This window comes from Microcoleus sp. bin48.metabat.b7b8b9.023, from assembly GCF_013299185.1.
Taxonomy (GTDB): Bacteria; Cyanobacteriota; Cyanobacteriia; order Cyanobacteriales; family Microcoleaceae; genus Microcoleus.
The window spans coordinates 25,670-45,526 of sequence record NZ_JAAFKG010000039.1 but is presented as its reverse complement, the minus strand read 5'-3'; the positions used below and the strand labels follow the sequence as shown (position 1 = coordinate 45,526).

The following is a 19,857-nucleotide window of genomic DNA, read 5'->3' as shown; positions in this document are numbered from 1 at the left end:
CTCACTACAAACTGGCATTTAGTCCTTCTTCAGACAAAGGAAAAAGGATTGAAGTCCTCACTACAAACTTAAGCTTAGTTAACTTAGTTATTTATCAAATATAGTCGTGGGAAATCAAACTTCTCATCCTTCAAGCCTCTCCAGCAACAACGATTCACCGGGAAATCGTCCCATCAAAATCATGCCCCTAGGCGACTCAATTACCGATGGATACTTCGTACCAGGAGGATATCGCATCGACTTACAGCCTGCAATGGAGAATCGAGGCTATGCTATTGAGTTTGTCGGTTCCCTAAGCAACGGCCCCGAAACCTTACTCTCTCAGCATCACGAGGGACATTCCGGTTGGCGGATCGAAGAAATTTGCGATCGAGTTGCTGATTGGCTGCAAACCTTCCAACCGGATATTATTTTGCTCCTCATCGGCACCAATAATATCGCACAATTGCATCAAGTGGAAACTGCAAGCTATTACCTCAACCAATTACTCGATCGCATTTTTCAAACAGCACCCAATGTCAAACTCTTTCTCGCTTCAATTCCGCCGATGTCTGAACCCACCTTAAATCAGCGAGTTATACAATACAATCAAAAGAGCGAGGACTTAGTCAAGGAAAAACAACAAGCAGGGAAGCCCATAGATTTTGTTGATTTATATAAGATCCTCAGCCTAGACGATCTCCCCGATGGCGTTCATCCCAACCGAGAAGGATTTCGGAAAATGGCTGGTGCTCTGGAAGCTTGTCTGTCAGCGCACCTAAGTTAACCAATTCCCGATGCTGGATGAGACTCAGTTTACAATCGTCGCTTTCGCATCATAAAGTGTCGGATGTGACTACTAAAAGAAGTCATAAATAATATGTCAGGATATCTAAAAATATTACAAAAATAGTATAATGAATATATCTACTCTAACCCAATAATACCGAATCATGCTCGCAGAAGCAAACGCCACAGTCTGGCCTAGTCTAATTACTGTTTCAGCATTAATTCTCTATTTCATTGTTACCATCAACGTCGGCAGAGCCAGATTCAAATACAAAGTTTCTCCCCCGCAGATGACCGGAAACCCGGACTTTGAACGAGTGTTGCGAGTTCAGCAAAATACCTTAGAGCAAATGATTCTATTTTTGCCCTCGCTATGGCTGTTTTCGCAATTTGTCAGCCCACTTTGGGCCGCCGGTATCGGTGCAGTTTGGATAATTGGACGCATTTTGTTTGCTTGGGGTTACTATCAAGCTGCCGAAAAACGAGCGGCAGGATTTGGCATTAGTACCTTAGCCACTTTAGCTCTGTTGGGCGGTTCCTTAATTGGCACAATCATGTCGCTGCTGAAAGTTTCACAGCTATAATTGATATTAGTAGGGTGCGCCTCGCGCACCTTTTTATGTAAATCTAACTCTTTCAATCTCGTTCAGGATTAAATATGTCAGAAACAAATAAACCCGTATTTCAAATTAACCAGCAACTTTTTCAACAGCTTACCGAGTGGCAAGAAAAACTCGCACTAGAAGATGAATTAGCCAGCGAGTCAGAAGAAGAAAAACAAATAGAGGTAAAAAGTCCTCCCGATAGTGATGAACAGCATTCTCAAACAAATAATTCCTAGCTGGTGGCTAGCAGCATCCTTGGCATTTCCGGCTGCTGTCTCGGCTCAATCGGTGACACCAAGCCAAATTCAGCAAATCAATAGCGGTTTGTTTCGTTCTAACTCTCAAGATTTCTTTCAGCAAGGAAACCGCCAAATAGAAAGGGAAATCGCAGCTTTGTTGCGAAAAAATACCACTTCCCAAGATAAGATTCTGGAGATTGATGAAAAATTGCTTTCTGAGCTTTGTGACGAAGATTTTCAAGTGTCCTCGCGGTATTTTGATAATTTTAATTGGGTTCAGGCTAGCAGTTTGAATCGAAAATTAAAAGAGATTTGCAGACAAAAATAACATAACAATGCTATCATATCCGGTCAATGACCATCATAAAAACGGCTCGCACGTGCAGAGTTAAGTTGGTACGTGCGAACTAATCTGATTGAGGTTAATCGCTCGGACACGATATGAGGTCAAGATTAAAGTGTTGGCGTTAATGGATAAAGAAGTAATGACAAAATTGAAACTAGCTATGCTGGAAGCGGAAACGGTGGATCAGTTGGCTGCGATTATTATTGATTACACTCATGAGGAAATGATGCTGGTTTTTCACGATCTTGAATGGGAACAGCAGGCTAGAATTAAGGATATTTGGAAGAGTGTTTGAGGGCTGGCGCATTTAGGACTAAGGATCGCAAATTAAATAATTTACACTCTTGAAAGTGGGATGGGCGTCCCGCCCGTTCTTTCATGACGGGCGGGACGCCCCTCCCACAATAACCATCAAGTTTTACAGCCTTTCTCAACAAGGTAAGGTATGCGTGATAGCTTGTATAACCGCTTAGACTAAGAGGGCTGAAGCCCAACAACATACCTCATCTTTCTGAGAACCGCTATAAGTTATTTAATTGTCATTTCTAAGCTAGGGATTCGAGACACAATTGACGGAAATGATCGCCGCGCTGCTCGAAGCTTTGGTATTGATCGAAGCTGGCGCAGGCTGGCGAAAGCAGTACGACTTTAGCTTTGTTTTGTTTGCCTAATTCTGCGGCTCTGGGAATTGCTCTTTCCATTGTTTCGACGATTTCCCAAGCGTTATAATTTGCTTGTTCCAGCCGATCGCTAAAAATGCCCGCTGCATCCCCAATTAACAGCACTGCAACAGCCTTCGCCTTAATTGTATCAATCCAAGCGCTATCGTCGCCCTCTTTGGGATCGCCACCCGCAATCAAAATCGCCGGCGCGCTGACAGCAGCTAACCCGACTTGCGCCGCATCGTAATTAGTCGCTTTGCTGTCGTTGATGAAATCTATGCCTTCCCAGGTGCGGATGTGTTCGAGGCGGTGCGCCACTCCGGGGAATTTCGCGATCGCCCGGGCGATCGCACTTCGATCTATCCCCGCCAAATTAGCCGCCGCCACAGCCATCAACAAATTTTGCAAATTGTGTTCGCCCACCATCCGCAAAGACTCAGCAGGCAAAATTTTATCGCCTTGAGCGATTACCCAACCGTCTTCGATGTAGGCTCCAAAACTGCGTTTTCCCAACAATTCTTTTTCACCTTTGACACTCGTCCAACACGCATCCGGCCAAATGTCAACTCCTTGCTGCCGCAAACCAGGATCGTCACCGTTGATGATTTGCAATTCCGACTTTTTCAGCAAATGTGCTTTAATGCTGTAGTAATTTTCTAAAGTTTTGTGGCGGCTGAGGTGATCCGGCGTCAAAGTCGTCAAAACTCCGATGCGCGGCGCTACAGACGGCGATGATTCTATCTGATAGCTGCTGATTTCTGCGATTACCCAATCCGGCGGTTTCTTGGCTAAAGCTAATTCGCACGCAGCATAGCCAATGTTGCCGCAAGCAGGAGCATGAAGCCCTGCTTCCGCAAAAATCGCAGCAATTAAAGCAGTAGTCGTAGTTTTGCCGTTAGTACCAGTAATTGCTACCCAAGGAGATTTGAGATAGCGCCACGCGAGAGCCATTTCTCCGATTGTTTCAATTCCTAATTCTCGGGCGCGTACTAATGCTGGAATATCCCAGGGAACGCCCGGACTTACTACTACTAATTCTATCGATTTGTCAGGTTCAAAAGATTTACCTAACTCCAGATTGATGCCTTCGTTAGCTAGTTCCTGTTGTTGTTCGAGCAAGTTTGGGGCCGATGAGCGATCGCTCAGCGTTACTTCCCATCCTTCGCGTTTGAGCAGTCTGGCGGCGGCAATCCCTGATTTTCCTAATCCAATTATATGAGCGATCGGCATACGTTATGTGTGTGATGGAGCGAATTTCCCTGGTTTTCTAAGTTTATATCTTAACCTTGCATGAATTTTTGCCTATTGGCCATTATGCTTAATTTACGAAAAAAGGTATGTTGTTGCGCTTAAGCGCTCTTATTTATATAGATGAAAGAGCGCTGAAGCGCAACTACGTACCTCGTCTAAAATCGATTGACGATCGCCCTAAAGTCAGCCAACACCCGCTATATAAGAAAGAGCGCTGAAGCGCAACAACGTACCTTTATGTATGAAAGAGCGCTGAAGCGCAACTACGTACCTCGTCTAAAATCGATTGACGATCGCCCCAAAGTCTGCCAACACCCGCGCGTGATTCCGCAACAAACCCAGTAAATTCAAGCGATTGCGCTTAATTTCAGGGTCGGAATCCATCACTAAAACGCTTTCCGGGCCGTCAAAAAAGCTGCTCACAGCCGGAGCAATCTCAGTCAAACTATCTACCAACTGTTGGTAATTCCGAGTTTGCTTCGATAGCAGGGTTTGCGGCACTAATTGCACCACAGCATCGTAAAAAGCTTGTTCGGAAGACTTTTGAAATAACTCGGGTTTCACTGCCGTTTTCGGTTCCAATTCTACCTTATCCAAATCACCTTGAGCCGCCAAACGAGTGGAACGGTTGACTGTTTCGTAAATCAGATCCAAAGTCTTGTCATTGCGGATTTGTTGCAGGAAAATTGCTCTTTCCAGCGCGTCCAACAAATCTCTCAATGCTCGTTCAGTATATTCTGGGTCGTTTTCTCCCAAAACAGCATTCACTAAATCGTAATCTACGTTATTTTCTTCTTGCAACAAGGTGCGAATTCTTTGCAGGAAAAACTCGTATAATTGCGATAGCAACTCCGCCGATGTTTGGGGGCGCACCGCGGTAAATTCTGCGACAACTTCTGCAAGTAGTTGGTGCAAATTGATTGGTAACTGAGCCGCCCAAATAATGTTAGTTATTGCATTGGCTGCGCGGCGCAGGGCGAAGGGATCGGAGGAACCACTCGGCAGCATTCCCAAGCCGAAGATGCTGACTAATGTATCTAATTTATCGGCGATTGCGACAACTTGACCTGTGAGAGTTTGCGGCAAATTATCGCCCGCACCTTTGGGCAAATAATGCTCAAAAATTGCTGTGGCTACGGCTTCCGGTTCGCCGCAGGCTAAGGCGTATTTCTGCCCCATAATTCCTTGCATTTCGGGAAATTCGTAAACCATTTGGGTAACAAGGTCGGCTTTGCAAAGCAATGCTGCTCTTTCTATGTAAGCTTGTTCTGCTGCTGTGATTTGCAGTTGCTTGGTGATGAGGTTGGCAATCTTGCACAGTCGATCGACCTTTGCGCGCACTGTCCCCAAATCTTCCTGGAAAGTGACCGTCTCCAACTTTGGCAAATAATCTTCTAGAGGCTTTACCAAGTCTGCTTTGTAGAAAAACTGACCGTCTGCCAATCTCGCCCGCACGACTCGCTCGTTACCTGCGGCAATTATCGCCGATTTTGCCGGAGATCCGTTGGAAATTGTAATGAAATAGGGGAGGAGTTCGGGGAATTCTGGGCTTTTGAGAATTGGAAAATAGCGCTGGTTGCTGACGATAATTGTGGTGATTACTTCCGGCGGTAACATCAAAAAACCGTCGTCAAATTTGCCGACTACGGCGTTGGGCCATTCTACTAAGTCGGTGACTTCTTCTAACAAATCTTCGGTAATGTCGGCGTAACCGCCTTGTTTGGTGGCGGCGGCTTCTACTTGTGCTTTAATTTGGATTTTGCGCTGTTGTCGATCGACTTCCACGCCAGCAGCCCGCAGACACTCGACATAATCCTCGGCTTGAGGAATCGAAACCCCTCCCGTCCCCGGTGCAGGCAGGGTGTACAACACCCGATGTCCTTGGGAAATGCGATCGCTCTCGACGGTATCCGAGCCGCTCACTAAGGTAATTGGGAGTACAGTATCATCTAACAACGCTACGATCGATCGAATCGGGCGCGGAAACTTCAAATCTCCGTCAGCCCACCGCATAAATCTTTTGCCTTCTAACTTGTTAATCCACTGCGGCACAAGTTCGACCAAAATATCCGCCGTCATCCGCCCCGGAATCTGTTTGAGAACAAACACAAAATCGCCTTTATCGGTAGCGCGAACTTCCAAAGCATCGATTTCTACGCCTTGTTTTTTCGCAAAACCTTCGGCTGCTTTCGTAGGTTTGCCATCTTTAAAAGCCGAACTTGCGGGCGGCCCTTTTACCTCTTCTTCTCTGTCTAATTGCTTGAGTGGCAGTCCTTTAACAAGAACGGCCAAACGTCTCGGAGTTGCGTATACATTAATTGAGTTATTTGTCAAAGATTGTTCTGCCAGAGTTGCAGGTACGAGTTCCTGCCACTGTTGGACGCTACCTGCAACAAAAGATGCGGGCAATTCTTCGGTACCGAGTTCTAATAAAAAGTTAGGCATATAACATAGTTAGGTAGTTTTGTCAATAGGCAATTCATTTGCCCGTTCAATCATTACAAAAATTAGCGATCGGCAATCAAAAAAAGCCTGGAATGGCGATCGCGATAACATTACAGAATGATTTTACTGGTGTGGAACTCTAATTAGATTCAAAAAAGAGTCAAATGACCAGCATACCACGTAAAATCGGGGTGAAAGACAATAGCTCAACACCTCATGACTTTGGCGGAAAGACTGGCACAAGATTGGAAGGCGCGACTGGAACAAGATTGTCCGCAGGAGAGTTCTAGCACTCGCGAGAGTGTTGTCCGCTGGCTGTTGGGAGACAAGCCAGAAAGATTTGACTCTCTCAATCCGACTCAACTCGCTGTTGCTTCTGGGGCGATCGACTTTTTATATCGAATTTTGCAGCAGCGGTATCTCGGAGTAGCGCCAGAAAGAGCTTACCGCAACTTGATCGGACGCCTGGGCGGTTTGGTGGTGCTCCGACAAAAAATCCAAGCGTGGGTTTCGTTGAGTCGCGACAGACAGCGCAGTGCGGTAGAGGTTCTGCAAGAAGTGATTCAGGAAATGCTGAATTCCGATCGCTACCTCCAGCAGCAAGTCGCCTGGATTGCCGAATGCACAACAGATAAACGCTTGCGAAATGCTTTGCTGCTAGCGAGCACAGAAGAATACTGCTTGCGGCCGATTCGCAACCAGCCGCTGCTGGTGTACCGCTTCGTCAACTACCTGCGGCGTTCCCAGCGGGGCGGGTTGACGCAAGTCCCGGCGGGAGATTGGGTGCGACTGGTGTCGGAACAGGTTCTACCTGACGATACAGACGAACCGCTCAGCCTGCTAGACGAACAGGCGATGTCGGATTATCGAGAACATCAAGCTTGGGAAGAACGGCAAACTCAGCGGCAGATTGTCCAACAAGAATTTGAGAATTACTTGACCGCTGAAGTCGATCCGCTGGCTTCGCGATGGCTGCGGCTTTACCTGCAAGGCCGTTCCCAAGAGGCAATTGCTGAGGATTTGAAGGTGCCGGTCAAACAAATTTACCGCTTGCGAGAAAAAGTCAGTTACCACGCGATTCGGGTGTTTGCAGTCAAACAAGCACCAGAATTAGTCGCTAACTGGCTGGAAATTTCGCTCCAAGAACACAGTTTGGGCTTGACTCCCGCCCAGTGGCAGCAATATTTACAAGATCTCACGCCGGTGCAGCGGCAGTTGATAGAATCGCTAAAAGCAGGGAAAAGTGTAGAGACGATCGCCTCTGAATTAAAGTTAAAAACCAATCAAGTCATCGGCGAGTGGAGCAAACTCTATTTAGTAGCTCAATCCCTCCGAAACGACTAGATTGGTAATGAGTGGCGGGCGAAGCGTAGCGGAGGGAATTGCTAATTGTTAATTGGCGGTAGGAATTTTCCGAATTCGCGCTACAAATCAATTCCCCAACAGCCACGCTGGTGCTGCGAGTTTCTCCGTGGAAACCGCGATCGATCGTTCGATCGCGATCGAATCAGGTAATATCGATCGGGATATCGCAACTGCTACCGCGATCCACCCAAAAACGGATACCGTCCCACGTACTTAAATCGTGCTGATCCCCAAATTTGAGACCAAAGATCCACATCCCAGATTCATCTAAAGGAGTCAATCTAAAATCTAAAATCTAAAATTGACTGACGATCGCGATCGGGGATGCTCACCGCGAACTTTGTGGAGTAAGATATTAGTAGGACGATCGAATGAATCAGGATTTTTGAACCAATCCTCAATTCAGCAGTTACCTGTCAATCATCGGTTGTGGTGTATCTCTCAAACTTGGGCATTCAGACACAATTTTATCTTTGCCAGCCACGGGAATCAATCTGGGGCGATCTATTATATTTCGTCGATAGTGCGCCCGCCATCATCTAGCTGTCAATCCTTCTGTATAATTTGAGACTGGAATACAGCACAGAGAAAATTCTGAGACTCAAGATTTTTCTTTCATCAAATCTTCCGGTTTTCATACGAATACCTCCGTCAGGGAAGTTGCAGGGTTTAATAACTGCATCTGAATAACTAGACAATACTGTATATTACTCGACAAAACATTTGATATAATAGCTCCATGTCTAGTTTGGAACCCAAAAAGTAGCAACGCCGGCGAGGCGTAACGGTTAGAACGATAGCACCGCCCGAAGATGTCTTTGATTAAATCGACTTGTACCATTGCTCAAGTAGCCTATCAGTTATGAGAATTAGTTTTAAAACCGAACTAAAGCTGAATAACTATCAAAGAACTCAACTGGCAAAACACGCCGGAGTCGCTCGTCATGCTTGGAACTGGGGCTTAAACTTATGTAAAATTATACTCGGCTACAATGTCGAGCATCCCGAAGCAAAGCTTAAATTCCCCAGTGCGATCGACCTACATAAATTATTAGTCAAATGGGTAAAATCCGAGCATAATTGGTACTATGAAGTATCCAAAACCAGCCCCCAATATGCGCTGAAGTATCTATCAGCAGCCTTTACGGATTTCTTCAAAAAGAAAACAATCAGAGGTAAGCCAGTCGGATTTCCCAGATTTAAGCGAAAAGGTCAACAAGATAGCTTCACATTAGAAGGGACAATTAAGATTGACCGTCGAAAGATTCAACTACCCAAAATAGGACTACTGAAAACCTATGAAGAACTACCAATTGGATTAACTCCCAAGACAGCAATAATTAGTCGAAATGCCCAGCGCTGGTTTGTATCCTTCAGCTATGAAATAGATATCCAACCAACTGATAAACAAAGAGCGGTTGTGGGAGTCGATTTAGGCATCAAAACCCTAGCCACTTTAAGCAGTGGTGAAACTTTCGCCAATCCTCAACCTTACCGCACAGCAGAACGCCGCCTCAAACGACTCCAAAAAGCAGCTAGTCGCAAGGTAATTGGCTCAAATAATCGGCAAAAAGCTAACCAGAGACTGGCTAAACAACACGCAAAAGTTGCTAACATTCGCAAAGATACTCTCAATAAATTAACAACTCACTTGGCTAAAAACCACGGACAAGTAGTGATTGAGGACTTGAATGTATCGGGGCTGATGGCTAATCACAAACTGGCTAAGTCAATCTCCGATTTAGGTATGTATGAATTTCGCCGTCAGCTCACTTATAAATGTGAGTTGTATGGCAGTAAATTAATTACTGTAAATCGGTTTTATCCCAGCTCTAAAACTTGCTCTTGCTGTGGACATATTCAAGAAATGCCGCTCAAAAAACGTGTTTTTAACTGCTTGGGGTGCAGCACCAGCATCGATCGCGATCTGAATGCAGCACTAAATCTAGAACATCAAGCTTTTATACTGGCTTAAAAGTATACGGGGTGCAGCTTGCGCCTTGAAGCCTGCCGAGAGTTAACCGCTCCCATGCCCTCGTTGACGCAGGAAGTAGACTTCAATTTAGCTTGTCTAGATTTGTGTAGGTTCTATCGAGCGGTTTAATTGTATAAATAAGGTTGGCGTGGCGCGATCGATCGCGCTTCCGACTACAGAGAAGCTAATGGTACATACATCTTCAACAGACTCGGCGACTACAATGGACTCCGATCGAATATTTCAACTAATCGATACAGTTGTTCCCTTTGAAGCTTGCCTTTACTATCAAGTTTTGCCTTTATCTCTAGAAGGCAATCTATTTAAATTGGGCGTAGTCGATGTGCAAGATGACTCCGCTTTGGACTACGTGCAGCGGATTTTAGCATACATGAATTGCTCGGTGACAACGGAGCAAATTGCCCCGGAAACTCAGCGTTCGATGCTCTCAGCTTACTTGCTCCACGGGAACCAAGTCAGAGAACCCAGCCTGACAGAAACCACACCAGCCCCAACACCGATACCAGCCCCAACACCAATAAATCCCGCACCAACAACATCAAGCTCCGAAGCAGACACCCTGCTGTCTGTACCCCAACCCTCCATTCGGGTTCCCGAGGGGTTGAAACCTCCCGATGCTCAGGTTTTGCTGACGCCGACAGAACTTTCGGTTTTGGATGTCGAGGCCGTGCACTTGTCAAGCCCCGTCGAAGTTTTGGCAACTTTACCCGCGCCCCAACTGCTGCAAGAATTGCTCGGTAGAGTGCTCGTAGACGGTATCGGTAGGCTGTTTTTTGAGAGACACCAGTCCCAAGGTAGGATTCTTTGGAGTCAAGACGGCGTTTTGAAATCGATCCTCGAAGGTCTCTCTCCCTTCCTGTTTCAAGAAGTCATCGACGAGTTGAAACGGCTGACAGATATGCCTGTTTCCCCGGTGGAACATCCCAAACAAGTCGAAGTAGAACGCATCTATGGAAAAACTCATTTGCTGTTGCGCTTGCGAGTAATGCCCGTGGGCGGCAAGGAAGAAGCCACATTGCAAGTCTTGCGGGGAGCAGCGTTGAGGTTTTACCAGCAGCAGCAATTGTCTACTCTGAGTCGAGATGCGCTGCAACTGGCCAAAGAATTGCAGCGGAAAGTGAATCAAATTCGCGATCGTACTCGGCTTTCTCCTTTACCTTTGGAAGGTTTACCCGCCTTGGAACAAGTTGTCAGAAATGTTGACGACCAACTTGAAGCTTTGATGCAAGAACAGAATCCTGAGGATTTCTAATTAGAAATAGTTGTAAGTTTAGAAATTTCTTTAACTCAAATCTAGCCCGATCAAATAAATAACAATAATTAGGTTCGTAGTGAGGACTTTAGTCCTTCCTCATCGAACTGAAGAAGGACTAAAGTCCTCACTACCAACCTATAATCATAATAATTAGGTTCGTAGTGAGGACTTTAGTCCTTCCCGATCCAAATCTGAAGAAGGACTAAAGTCCTCACTACCAACCTATGTGAGTGCAGTTGTGCGATCGCACCTAAGATGAACCGTGCTCGAAAATCTTATCGTACTGCAACAAATCCAAAGTTACAAAAACTGGCAAACACCCAAAACATTGCTGTGCAACTTCCCAGCGTTCCTCTCGCTGCAACATAGCAGTCAACTTTTGTTTAGCGCCCAGCAAATATCGGACATCGTTAGCAGCGTAGCTCAATTGGTCATCAGAAAGATGCTCAGAATTTCCCCAATCCGAACTTTGAGAAGTTTTATTGAGTTCTACTTTTTCCAACTCTTGGATTAACTCTTTAAGTCCGTGTCTGTTAGTATAAGTTCTGGCTAACTTGCTAGCTATTTTTGTGCAGAAAACAGGTGCAATGTCAATACTTAAATTGTAACGCATTGTTGCCAGATCGAAGCGCGCAAAGTGAAATACCTTCTCAATATTTTCAGCTTCCATGAGCTTTTTCAAATTTGGCGCCGCCGTCTGGCCTTTAGCAATCCGCACCGCCGCCACTTTACCTTGCGGATCGCACAACTGTACTAAACACAGGCGATCGCGCCAGGGCATCAAACCCATTGTTTCAGTATCAACGGCGATCGCCTCCGCCGTCAAATAATAAGATAGCAGAGCATCGGAGATATCGCGATCGCACACTTGAAAATCTGGAAATTCCATCATTGAGAATTGGTAATTGGGCGGAGCGTAGCGGAGGGATTGGGCATTGGGCATTGGGCATTGGGCATTGGTACAAATAACCAATAACAAATAACCAATAACAAATAACCAACTATCGACTGCGAACAAAAAGCTGAGTAAAATAATACTCCCCTTTGGCATTTTTGGCAATCGCAATACCAGTTAAATTAAATTGACTCTCGATATTCTTGCGGTGGCCCTCACTTTTAATCCAACCCTCAACAGCATTGCGAACCGGGTCGCTGTAGCCAAAATTGTAAGCAACATTTTCAGCTACACTTTGATAGGGAACAGTAATTGCTTTCGCCCGCCCTTCAAATCCATCGTGGCTAAATTTAACTTTCCCACTCGCCATATTTTCGCTGTGAATTCTGGCTATCTGACTAATTCGCGGATCGACAGTTAGCGGCGGCAACTTTTTCGAGGCTCGATATTGATTGATCTGTTGGTTAACAGCTTTTTCTAACTCAGCAATTGAACTCGTGGCAGCAATATTAGTATTCATGGAAGTTTCTGGGAGCGATCGCGCAGGAATGGACTCGGCACAATTAGGCAGGATTGTCAACAATCCTAAGGACATCAAAACCAAAGCTCTGGACATGAACTATTAGCGACAAATAAAGTTAATTGTTACCCAATACGATTCAATTAGACCTGCTTTCATTGGGCTTCAAGAAAGCAATCACGAAGACTGGGATGCCTCTCAATTAGGTGAGGTACTGAGCAATTACATTCTTATACCAATTTAATGGGTCGTTGCACATATCCCGATCCCCCTCGCATCCCCCTTTCCAAGGGGGACGAAAGAATTCTTGCTCCCCGTTGGAAAGGGGGCTGGGGGGATCGAATTCTACGGGGCCTCATAAAAAATTAGTATTAACTGAACCGTATTGAATTGTTACCAGAAAGAATTGGTTGAAAGCCTCTCCTTTTGAGGGAAAAATTAAAATCAGACTATTCATTACTCCAATCCTATTCCTTCTAAGTAGAGGTAGCTGTCAACTGTCAACTGTCAACTGTCAACTGTCAAAAGATTCCTACAGTGCGATCGCCCGAAATTCCGGTAAACTAGATATTCAGAACCTTCGCTACAGTGTTCACATCTTTGTCACCCCGTCCAGAACAGTTGAGGACAATGCGCGGACTGCCGGTTAGCTGCGGGCACAGAGTCTCCAAATAGGCGATCGCGTGAGCAGTTTCCAAAGCCGGAATAATCCCCTCCAACTGCGAAAGACGCTGAAAAGCATCCAAAGCTTGCTGGTCAGTTACACTATAATATTCAGCCCTACCAGCATCCTTCAAATAACTGTGTTCCGGCCCCACACCAGGATAATCCAAACCCGCACTAATCGAATGCGGCTCAATCACTTGACCCTCATTATCTTGCAACAAATAACTCATCGCTCCGTGCAGAACACCCACAGTTCCCTTCGTCAAAGTAGCAGCGTGTTTATCAGTATCCACACCTTCTCCCGCCGCTTCAACACCTATCAACCGCACAGTTTCTTCCCCAACAAACTCATGGAAAAGACCCATAGCATTAGAACCACCGCCGACGCAAGCTAATAAAATATCCGGCAAACCGTTCCATTTTTCTAGACACTGACTGCGAGTTTCTTGACCGATAATCGCATGGAAATCCCGCACGATCATCGGGTAAGGATGCGGCCCTGCAACCGAACCAAGAATGTAATGAGTTGTTTCGACATTTGTTACCCAATCGCGAATCGCTTCTGAAGTTGCATCTTTCAGCGTTCCAGTACCAGCAGAAACACCGCGAACTTCCGCTCCCATCAAGCGCATTCTGAATACATTTAAAGCTTGTCTTTCCATGTCATGAACGCCCATGTAGACAACGCATTGTATGCCGAAGCGAGCGCAAACTGTGGCCGTAGCAACACCATGTTGTCCGGCTCCAGTTTCAGCAATTACGCGCTTTTTACCCATGCGTTTTGCGAGCAATGCTTGAGCCAAAGCATTATTGATTTTGTGAGCACCAGTGTGGTTTAAATCTTCGCGTTTGAGGTAAATTTGCGCGCCAGTGCCGTCTGGTTTAGCATAATGCTCCGTGAGGCGTTCGGCAAAATACAAAGGGCTGGGGCGGCCGACATAATCCTTAAGTAATCCTTGAAGTTGCTGTTGAAACTCGGGCTCGCTGCGGTATTTGTGAAAAGCAGCTTCGAGTTCAAATAAAGCCGGCATCAGGGTTTCGGGGACATATTTGCCGCCGAATTTGCCAAATCTGCCGAGGGAGTCGGGGCGTTGGGCGGTTTCGGTGGTTTCGGTGGTGAGACGCAGGGGAGTGACTGTCACGGACTTTGTGGGGATAATGGGACAGATTTTATTATATCCAGTAGATGGGGCTACGGGCGATCGGGTAATTTTGCGATGGCTGCCAAAAATCGCTAGGATGGCGGAAGTTCGTCGGAGCCTTCGAGATATTGCCCTGTAAGGGTTTCAGGGATTTTTTCTGTAGATGAGAGGTTGTTTGTACAGAGATTTTTGGGAGTCCTCGCAAATGGCCTCTGGACACGTTGCGCTGTATGGGGTTTATAATCGAGGGATCCCCACTCGCTGGGGAAACTAATTGAATGGAAACTAGGATCTCCCGACCTTTACTTTTGGTAGGTTGACCTGTTCCCGCTCGTTGGGGAAACTAATTGAATGGAAACTTCGTAATGGTGAACAATTATGAATTCAAATCAGCAGTTTCTGCAAAATTTATACGATGCTTTTAACAAACGCGAAATTGAAACAATCATCTCGTTGATGCGCCCAGACGTGAAATGGGCGAACGGAGTGGAAGGCGGTTTCGTTTATGGACGCGATGCGGTGCGCGAATATTGGACAAATCAATTTAAGGATATTCAACCGGAGCTTGAAACGTTAAAATTTGAGACTGACGAAAACAATCGGAACATTGTCACCGTTCATCAAATTATTAAAGATTTGCAAGGCAATGTGCTTGCGGATGCAACAATTCATCAAATTTTTACCATTGAGGATGGTCTGATTTGTCTTTATGAAATTGGCGAAACCGAAACAATAGAGGAGATGATTCAAAAGACAAAAAGTTCCAACTAGCAATGATGTCCTTGGGCGGGGGCGGGTTTTACAAATAATATTTAATGCCAAGAAACAATCTACATAAACCCGCCCCCTTATGCAATATGTTAAATTTATTGAAGAACGCAACAGTTGGCTCATTCAATCGTAGTAAACTAAAAGCGTAGACCTACAATTCTCACTTCCTTTAGTTATTGTTACACAACAGGAAACCAAAATCGTGGATATCGACATTCGTTATAAACCTTCTTTTGCCACAATCTTTCTGACTCTCGAACCTGGAGAAAGCATTATTGCTGAATCAGGAGCGATGATAGCAATGGATGCAGCACTCACGATGAAAACAGAATTTAATGGAGGTTTTTTGTCAGGTGTATTGAAAAAGTTTTTTGGTGGTGAATCGCTGTTCGTCAATCGATTTATCAATCCAACACGGCAGTCTCTCCAAGTCGTTCTTTCTCAATCGACAATTGGAGATATTGCCGAAGCTCAAGTCTACGAAAATAGCCTGTGCTTTCAACCCGGTGCTTATATTGCCAGTACCCCCGATATCAAATTAGGTGTGCGCTGGGCTGGATTTGCCAGTTGGTTTTCGGGAGAAGGCTTATTTAAATTGCAAGCAAGCGGACAGGGAACAGTATTTTTTGGTGCCTATGGTGGTTTGACTAGCAAGCAAATCAATGGAGACTTCATTGTCGATACAGGGCATTTAGTAGCTTACGAATCGGGAATGAAAATGTCGATAAAAATGGCAGGTGGATTATTAGGTTCGATTACATCCGGGGAAGGGTTTGTAAATAAAGTCACTGGCAAGGGAACGATTTACTTGCAATCGAGAAGTATCGAAGGTTTAGTGCAGTTTTTATCAACTAAAGTTTGAGTTGCGAGCGAATATATCCATTACCTACTACCAAATATGAAAATTGAACTTTTACAACAACCCGACAGCACAATCGCCCGTGTCACTCTAAATGCAGGTGAAGAAATCGTTGCCGAGGCAGGTGCAATGGTGGCAATGAGTGGCAATGTACAAGCAAGTACGACATTGCGCCAGGGCAAAGGTGGCGGTATTCTCGGCGGACTCAAACGAATGATTGCCGGAGAGTCGCTATTTTTAAGTGTTTTTCGATCGCCAACACCCGAAAATACATTGTTTTTAGCACCCAAAATGTTGGGCGATATGCTGCACTATCAAATGGGGAAAAGTGGCTTAGTAGTACAAGCAGGTTCTTATTTGGCTAGCACACCAGATGTTAATATTGACTTGGGTTTTCAAGGCTTCAAATCGATGTTTTCTGGAGAAAGTATCTTCTGGCTAGATATGGGGGGTCAAGGAGACGTGTTATTGAGTTCCTTTGGCGCAATTTACGAAGTTCCAGTCAAAGGAGAATACATTGTTGATACAGGTCATATTGTCGCCTTTGAGAAAAGTTTAAAGTTTGAAATTACTAAGCCCCCAGGAAGTAGTTGGGTGAGTGCATTTCTCGGTGGAGAAGGTTTAGTTTGTCGATTCAAAGGTAACGGTCGTCTGTTCTGTCAAACCCACAATACCACAGCATTCGGTCAAGCCGTCGGCACTCGTTTACCTCCCAGGTAAGCTGTGTTGTATCTAGATTGCCTATGATATTAGAGAGGAGAAGGGAAGAAGATTTGACGATTAAGGTGCGTCGCTATCTATAATCTGCAATTTTTATCTAAGATATCGCAGCGATGCACCCTACCAAACTATCAACTGCCAACTACCAACTACCAAATATCAACTTTATATGCCTAAAAACATCTCATATACAATCGAACATTCTCCATCCTATGCCCAACTAAAACTCAAGATTCCTGCCAACCAAACGGTGTTGGTAGAATCTTCGGGAATGGCAGCAATGGATAGTCACATTACCCTGAAATCAAAGGTCAAAGGAGGTTTAATGAAAGGCCTCACGCGAATGTTAGCAGGTGAGTCTTTGTTTATCAGCGAATTTACTTCACCGGAACGTTCTGGAATACTTTACGTTTCGCCTGGAGTTCCCGGCGATATTCAACATTATCACCTCGATGGCAATAGTTTGATGCTGCAATCTTCGGCTTTTGTGGCATCGAGTCCTACTGTAGATCTTGATACTAAGTTTCAGGGATTAAAAGGTTTCTTTAGTGGCGAATCATTGTTTTTTCTGAAAGCAACTGGACAAGGTGATATCTGGTTTAATTCCTATGGCGCAATTCTGGAAATTCCAGTCAATGGAAGTTATATCGTGGACACCGGTTATATCGTTGCTTTTGAGGATACGCTGAAGTATGATGTTGAAGTCCTGGGCGGACTATCCTGGAAAAATTTGAGAACGGGAATTTTAGGTGGAGAAGGCTTAGTTTGTCGTTTCAGTGGACAGGGGAAACTGTGGATACAGTCTCGCAATCTGTTTCCTTTGATTAATTTCTTAAATCCCTTCCGACCGACAAAGAACAATTAGTTGATAGGGGGTAGGCACGGGGGCACTACCCCTACAAATTTATCTGAATCATTTAAGATTGCTATACTATAGAATAATTAAAAAACATTATGACCGATCGCAATCCACCCACAAGCAACAGGCAACTGCTAACCTTATTAGGAATCTTTTTAGCTTTAGGATGTTTATTGCTTTGGGGAAGTCTCAAACTGGTAGATGGACTGATTTTATTAATTCCTCCCGAACTCGAACAGCGTTTGGGGGCGTTGGTTATCCCGGCTTACGAACGTCTTGCGGAATCTTCTCCAGCACAAGATACCCTGAATCAACTTCTCGATCGCCTGGAAACTAAATTACCTAAACAAAAAAATACCATCGATCGCAATTATCGCCTAATTTACATTCCCGATGATACTGTCAACGCGCTAGCCTTACCTGGAGACACAATTGTTGTTTATCGGGGTTTAATCAAGCAATTGGAATCGGAAAACGAGTTGATGATGATCTTAGGTCATGAGTTGGGTCATTTCGCCAATCGCGATCATTTGCGGGGAATTGGACGGGGATTGGCGTTACAATTTGTGGTAGCGGTGTTCGTAGGCGATGGAGGTGGGTTGGTAAATCTTGCTACTGCGATCGCTTCCAATTTAAGCAAAGCCCAATTTTCGCGCAGTCAGGAAGCCCAAGCCGATGAATTTGGCTTACAACTCTTGGTTTCCCATTACGGGCACGCGGCAGGTGCAGCAGACTTTTTCCAGCGATTAGGGCGACAATCTCGTTTAGATCTTGCTTTGTTATCAACTCATCCGGCACCGGGCGATCGCAGTTTAACCCTAACACAAACGATCGCCCAACGCCGCTATCCGATTCAAGAGCGATCGCCAGTACCCGCAACACTCAAAAGCAATCCATAATATCAGAGTCTCAACGAGCGATCGCAACCTTACCAGAAAGAATTGGTTGAAAGCCCGCCCGCCTTTGACGGACAAATTACGATCGGGCTATTCATTACTCCATTCATCTTCCTTCTAGCTAGAGGTCGCTCTCGAACGGTTAACTGTCAACTGTTGAAACCAATTCCCTAAAACTAGAAATACCCGTAAAAAAGTTCAGGCATTATAACATATGGCAGCATCCAAACGCAAAAATTCTGACAACAAAACAACTGACGGCAAACGAGTAGTTTACTCTGAGTTTGGCAACTACGAAAACTCGGCTGCTCTCGAACGAGGAACCCCGGAAGTTCCGTCAAATCAACAAACTTTGAAAGTAGAAGCATCCCGAAAAGGACGCGGTGGCAAAACAGTTACAGTCATCAGCGGATTTCAAGAAAAACCCGAAACCTTAGCAAATTTAGCGAAGCAGCTAAAAGCCCAATGCGGCACGGGCGGTACAGTTAAGGATAATGACATTGAAATTCAAGGCGAACACAAGCAAAAGCTCCTCGAACTCCTGACAAAATTGGGTTATAAAGCTAAAATTAGCGGAGGTTAATCTCAATTCTAAGTTCGCAGTCAAAAATTGAGTTACTCAGGGTCGATCGCGCGCATATCAAAGAAACCGGGTTTTTTTGCTGAATCGGCAGGTGGGAACCAGTATTTTCGCAAAAAAAAACCGGTTTCTAGGCCTCTCGTACATAAGTTCTATCCTTTTGATTTAGGATTGTGGAAGAACGGACTGAAGTCCGCACTACAAACAACTTCTTCCTTCTTTAAACTGTCAACTGTCAACTGTCAACTGTCAACTAATTTATGTATACTAGACCCTTAGCCCGTTTGATCGAACAATTGCAGCGCTTACCCGGAGTCGGGCCAAAAACGGCACAGCGGCTGGCTTTGCACATTTTAAAACGACCGGAAGAAGACGTGCAAGCCCTAGCTCAATCATTGATTGATGCCAAAAAACAAGTCGGTTTCTGCAAAGTATGCTTTCACTTATCCGCTGAACCTGTTTGCGAAATTTGCCGCAACACTAACCGGGACAGTTCTACTATTTGTGTTGTGTCAGAATCCCGCGATGTAATCGCCTTAGAAAAAACGCGGGAATACATCGGCAAATATCATGTTGTCGGCGGCGTGATCTCGCCGATGGATGGAATTGGCCCGGAACAATTGAACATTCAGCCATTAGTCCGCCGCGTCAGCCAGCAAAAGATTAGTGAAGTTATTATTGCGATTAGTCCTAGCGTGGAAGGGGAAACTACTACTCTTTATATCGGTCATTTATTGAAACCTTTTACTAAGGTTACGCGAATAGCTTTTGGTTTACCGATGGGGGGAGATTTGGAATATGCGGATGAGGTAACTTTGGCTCGCGCTTTGGAAGGAAGGAGGGAATTGGATTAGGTTAATTGAAAGAGAAGAGAAATGAACCGCGAAGACGCTAAGAACACGTTCGGCGAAGCCGTTCCCGAAGGGTAGGAAGATGGGAGAGAAGAAAGTGCGATTGCTTTATTGAGGTTCGCAATGACAATTTTGTAAAAAAGGTTAAACTGAATAAAGTTACTGA

Annotated in this window: 22 protein-coding genes; 17 read left to right on the top strand and 5 right to left on the bottom strand. The window is 45.1% G+C overall.

Features of this window, described 5'->3' with window-relative positions; translation table 11 throughout:
- The first annotated feature begins 106 nt into the window (after window positions 1-106).
- The 5 genes from QZW82_RS20890 (at window position 107) to QZW82_RS20870 (ending at window position 2,253) form a co-directional block, all read left to right on the top strand.
- Entirely contained in the window at window positions 107-766 is a 660-nt protein-coding gene (locus QZW82_RS20890) for an SGNH/GDSL hydrolase family protein (protein WP_293152178.1), read from the top strand.
- 166 nt (window positions 767-932) lie between these two features.
- On the top strand, window positions 933-1,352 hold the full coding sequence (locus tag QZW82_RS20885; RefSeq protein WP_293152175.1) for an MAPEG family protein: 420 nt from the start codon (window positions 933-935) through the stop codon (window positions 1,350-1,352).
- A gap of 74 nt (window positions 1,353-1,426) precedes the next feature.
- The gene (locus QZW82_RS20880; protein ID WP_293152172.1) at window positions 1,427-1,609 is read left to right on the top strand and encodes a hypothetical protein; all 183 of its coding nucleotides are present in this window, start codon (window positions 1,427-1,429) and stop codon (window positions 1,607-1,609) included.
- Window positions 1,578-1,940: a hypothetical protein gene (locus QZW82_RS20875; RefSeq protein ID WP_293152169.1), complete on the top strand. Its 363-nt coding sequence runs from the start codon at window positions 1,578-1,580 to the stop codon at window positions 1,938-1,940. Before QZW82_RS20880 ends, QZW82_RS20875 begins: the two co-directional genes overlap by 32 nt.
- 142 nt (window positions 1,941-2,082) lie before the next feature.
- Window positions 2,083-2,253: a hypothetical protein gene (locus QZW82_RS20870; RefSeq protein ID WP_293152166.1), complete on the top strand. Its 171-nt coding sequence runs from the start codon at window positions 2,083-2,085 to the stop codon at window positions 2,251-2,253.
- A gap of 250 nt (window positions 2,254-2,503) precedes the next feature.
- On the opposite strand, the gene murD is transcribed toward QZW82_RS20870, so the two are convergent.
- Together murD and glyS are read right to left on the bottom strand one after the other, a co-directional pair.
- Window positions 2,504-3,850, bottom strand: coding sequence for a UDP-N-acetylmuramoyl-L-alanine--D-glutamate ligase (murD, locus tag QZW82_RS20865; protein WP_293152163.1), 1,347 nt, complete (start codon window positions 3,848-3,850; stop codon window positions 2,504-2,506).
- A 297-nt stretch (window positions 3,851-4,147) separates the two neighbouring features.
- Complete coding sequence (glyS, locus tag QZW82_RS20860; protein WP_293152160.1) at window positions 4,148-6,316, bottom strand: glycine--tRNA ligase subunit beta; 2,169 nt, start codon at window positions 6,314-6,316, stop codon at window positions 4,148-4,150.
- Window positions 6,317-6,532: 216 nt separating this feature from the next.
- Here glyS and QZW82_RS20855 point away from each other — a divergent pair, with 216 nt between their 5' ends.
- From QZW82_RS20855 to QZW82_RS20840, 4 genes are all read left to right on the top strand, one after another.
- Window positions 6,533-7,660 carry a HetZ-related protein 2 gene (locus QZW82_RS20855; protein WP_293152157.1) on the top strand — a complete coding sequence of 376 codons (1,128 nt, stop codon included), beginning with the start codon at window positions 6,533-6,535 and terminating at the stop codon, window positions 7,658-7,660.
- Between the two features lie 52 nt (window positions 7,661-7,712).
- Window positions 7,713-7,898, top strand: coding sequence for a hypothetical protein (locus QZW82_RS20850; protein WP_293152154.1), 186 nt, complete (start codon window positions 7,713-7,715; stop codon window positions 7,896-7,898).
- Window positions 7,899-8,543: 645 nt separating this feature from the next.
- Window positions 8,544-9,656 (top strand): RNA-guided endonuclease TnpB family protein, encoded by a 1,113-nt coding sequence (locus QZW82_RS20845; protein ID WP_293152151.1) that lies wholly within the window; start codon window positions 8,544-8,546, stop codon window positions 9,654-9,656.
- Between the two features lie 187 nt (window positions 9,657-9,843).
- Window positions 9,844-10,929, top strand: a complete 1,086-nt coding sequence (locus QZW82_RS20840; RefSeq protein WP_293152148.1) for a hypothetical protein — start codon at window positions 9,844-9,846, stop codon at window positions 10,927-10,929.
- 253 nt (window positions 10,930-11,182) lie between these two features.
- On the opposite strand, the gene QZW82_RS20835 is transcribed toward QZW82_RS20840, so the two are convergent.
- From QZW82_RS20835 to trpB, 3 genes are all read right to left on the bottom strand, one after another.
- Window positions 11,183-11,821: a ribonuclease D gene (locus QZW82_RS20835; RefSeq protein ID WP_293152241.1), complete on the bottom strand. Its 639-nt coding sequence runs from the start codon at window positions 11,819-11,821 to the stop codon at window positions 11,183-11,185.
- Window positions 11,822-11,933: 112 nt separating this feature from the next.
- Window positions 11,934-12,443 carry a CAP domain-containing protein gene (locus QZW82_RS20830; RefSeq protein WP_293152145.1) on the bottom strand — a complete coding sequence of 170 codons (510 nt, stop codon included), beginning with the start codon at window positions 12,441-12,443 and terminating at the stop codon, window positions 11,934-11,936.
- A 467-nt stretch (window positions 12,444-12,910) separates the two neighbouring features.
- The gene (trpB, locus tag QZW82_RS20825; protein ID WP_293152142.1) at window positions 12,911-14,155 is read right to left on the bottom strand and encodes a tryptophan synthase subunit beta; all 1,245 of its coding nucleotides are present in this window, start codon (window positions 14,153-14,155) and stop codon (window positions 12,911-12,913) included.
- Between the two features lie 16 nt (window positions 14,156-14,171).
- Here trpB and QZW82_RS20820 point away from each other — a divergent pair, with 16 nt between their 5' ends.
- The 8 genes from QZW82_RS20820 to recR all read left to right on the top strand — a co-directional run bounded on the left by QZW82_RS20820 (window position 14,172) and on the right by recR (window position 19,694).
- Window positions 14,172-14,294: a hypothetical protein gene (locus QZW82_RS20820; RefSeq protein ID WP_293152139.1), complete on the top strand. Its 123-nt coding sequence runs from the start codon at window positions 14,172-14,174 to the stop codon at window positions 14,292-14,294.
- A 239-nt stretch (window positions 14,295-14,533) separates the two neighbouring features.
- Window positions 14,534-14,926: a nuclear transport factor 2 family protein gene (locus QZW82_RS20815; protein ID WP_293152137.1), complete on the top strand. Its 393-nt coding sequence runs from the start codon at window positions 14,534-14,536 to the stop codon at window positions 14,924-14,926.
- Window positions 14,927-15,128: 202 nt separating this feature from the next.
- Entirely contained in the window at window positions 15,129-15,788 is a 660-nt protein-coding gene (locus QZW82_RS20810) for a TIGR00266 family protein (RefSeq protein WP_293152134.1), read from the top strand.
- 36 nt (window positions 15,789-15,824) lie between these two features.
- Window positions 15,825-16,505 (top strand): TIGR00266 family protein, encoded by a 681-nt coding sequence (locus QZW82_RS20805; RefSeq protein ID WP_293152131.1) that lies wholly within the window; start codon window positions 15,825-15,827, stop codon window positions 16,503-16,505.
- A gap of 169 nt (window positions 16,506-16,674) precedes the next feature.
- Complete coding sequence (locus QZW82_RS20800) at window positions 16,675-17,370, top strand: TIGR00266 family protein (RefSeq protein ID WP_293152129.1); 696 nt, start codon at window positions 16,675-16,677, stop codon at window positions 17,368-17,370.
- Between the two features lie 89 nt (window positions 17,371-17,459).
- Window positions 17,460-18,263: a M48 family metallopeptidase gene (locus tag QZW82_RS20795; RefSeq protein WP_293152127.1), complete on the top strand. Its 804-nt coding sequence runs from the start codon at window positions 17,460-17,462 to the stop codon at window positions 18,261-18,263.
- Window positions 18,264-18,474: 211 nt separating this feature from the next.
- On the top strand, window positions 18,475-18,843 hold the full coding sequence (locus QZW82_RS20790; protein ID WP_293152125.1) for a translation initiation factor: 369 nt from the start codon (window positions 18,475-18,477) through the stop codon (window positions 18,841-18,843).
- Window positions 18,844-19,100: 257 nt separating this feature from the next.
- Window positions 19,101-19,694, top strand: coding sequence for a recombination mediator RecR (recR, locus tag QZW82_RS20785; protein ID WP_293152123.1), 594 nt, complete (start codon window positions 19,101-19,103; stop codon window positions 19,692-19,694).
- The last annotated feature ends 163 nt before the right edge of the window (window positions 19,695-19,857 follow it).

Coding starts and splice junctions, on each gene's coding strand:
- QZW82_RS20885 (WP_293152175.1), top strand. CDS start 933: ATGCTCGCAGAAGCAAACGCCACAGTCTGGCCTAGTCTAATTACTGTT.
- QZW82_RS20880 (WP_293152172.1), top strand. CDS start 1,427: ATGTCAGAAACAAATAAACCCGTATTTCAAATTAACCAGCAACTTTTT.
- QZW82_RS20875 (WP_293152169.1), top strand. CDS start 1,578: ATGAACAGCATTCTCAAACAAATAATTCCTAGCTGGTGGCTAGCAGCA.
- QZW82_RS20870 (WP_293152166.1), top strand. CDS start 2,083: ATGGATAAAGAAGTAATGACAAAATTGAAACTAGCTATGCTGGAAGCG.
- murD (WP_293152163.1), bottom strand. CDS start 3,850: ATGCCGATCGCTCATATAATTGGATTAGGAAAATCAGGGATTGCCGCC.
- glyS (WP_293152160.1), bottom strand. CDS start 6,316: ATGCCTAACTTTTTATTAGAACTCGGTACCGAAGAATTGCCCGCATCT.
- QZW82_RS20855 (WP_293152157.1), top strand. CDS start 6,533: ATGACTTTGGCGGAAAGACTGGCACAAGATTGGAAGGCGCGACTGGAA.
- QZW82_RS20845 (WP_293152151.1), top strand. CDS start 8,544: ATGAGAATTAGTTTTAAAACCGAACTAAAGCTGAATAACTATCAAAGA.
- QZW82_RS20840 (WP_293152148.1), top strand. CDS start 9,844: ATGGTACATACATCTTCAACAGACTCGGCGACTACAATGGACTCCGAT.
- QZW82_RS20835 (WP_293152241.1), bottom strand. CDS start 11,821: ATGGAATTTCCAGATTTTCAAGTGTGCGATCGCGATATCTCCGATGCT.
- QZW82_RS20830 (WP_293152145.1), bottom strand. CDS start 12,443: ATGTCCAGAGCTTTGGTTTTGATGTCCTTAGGATTGTTGACAATCCTG.
- QZW82_RS20820 (WP_293152139.1), top strand. CDS start 14,172: ATGGGACAGATTTTATTATATCCAGTAGATGGGGCTACGGGCGATCGG.
- QZW82_RS20815 (WP_293152137.1), top strand. CDS start 14,534: ATGAATTCAAATCAGCAGTTTCTGCAAAATTTATACGATGCTTTTAAC.
- QZW82_RS20805 (WP_293152131.1), top strand. CDS start 15,825: ATGAAAATTGAACTTTTACAACAACCCGACAGCACAATCGCCCGTGTC.
- QZW82_RS20800 (WP_293152129.1), top strand. CDS start 16,675: ATGCCTAAAAACATCTCATATACAATCGAACATTCTCCATCCTATGCC.
- QZW82_RS20795 (WP_293152127.1), top strand. CDS start 17,460: ATGACCGATCGCAATCCACCCACAAGCAACAGGCAACTGCTAACCTTA.
- QZW82_RS20790 (WP_293152125.1), top strand. CDS start 18,475: ATGGCAGCATCCAAACGCAAAAATTCTGACAACAAAACAACTGACGGC.
- recR (WP_293152123.1), top strand. CDS start 19,101: ATGTATACTAGACCCTTAGCCCGTTTGATCGAACAATTGCAGCGCTTA.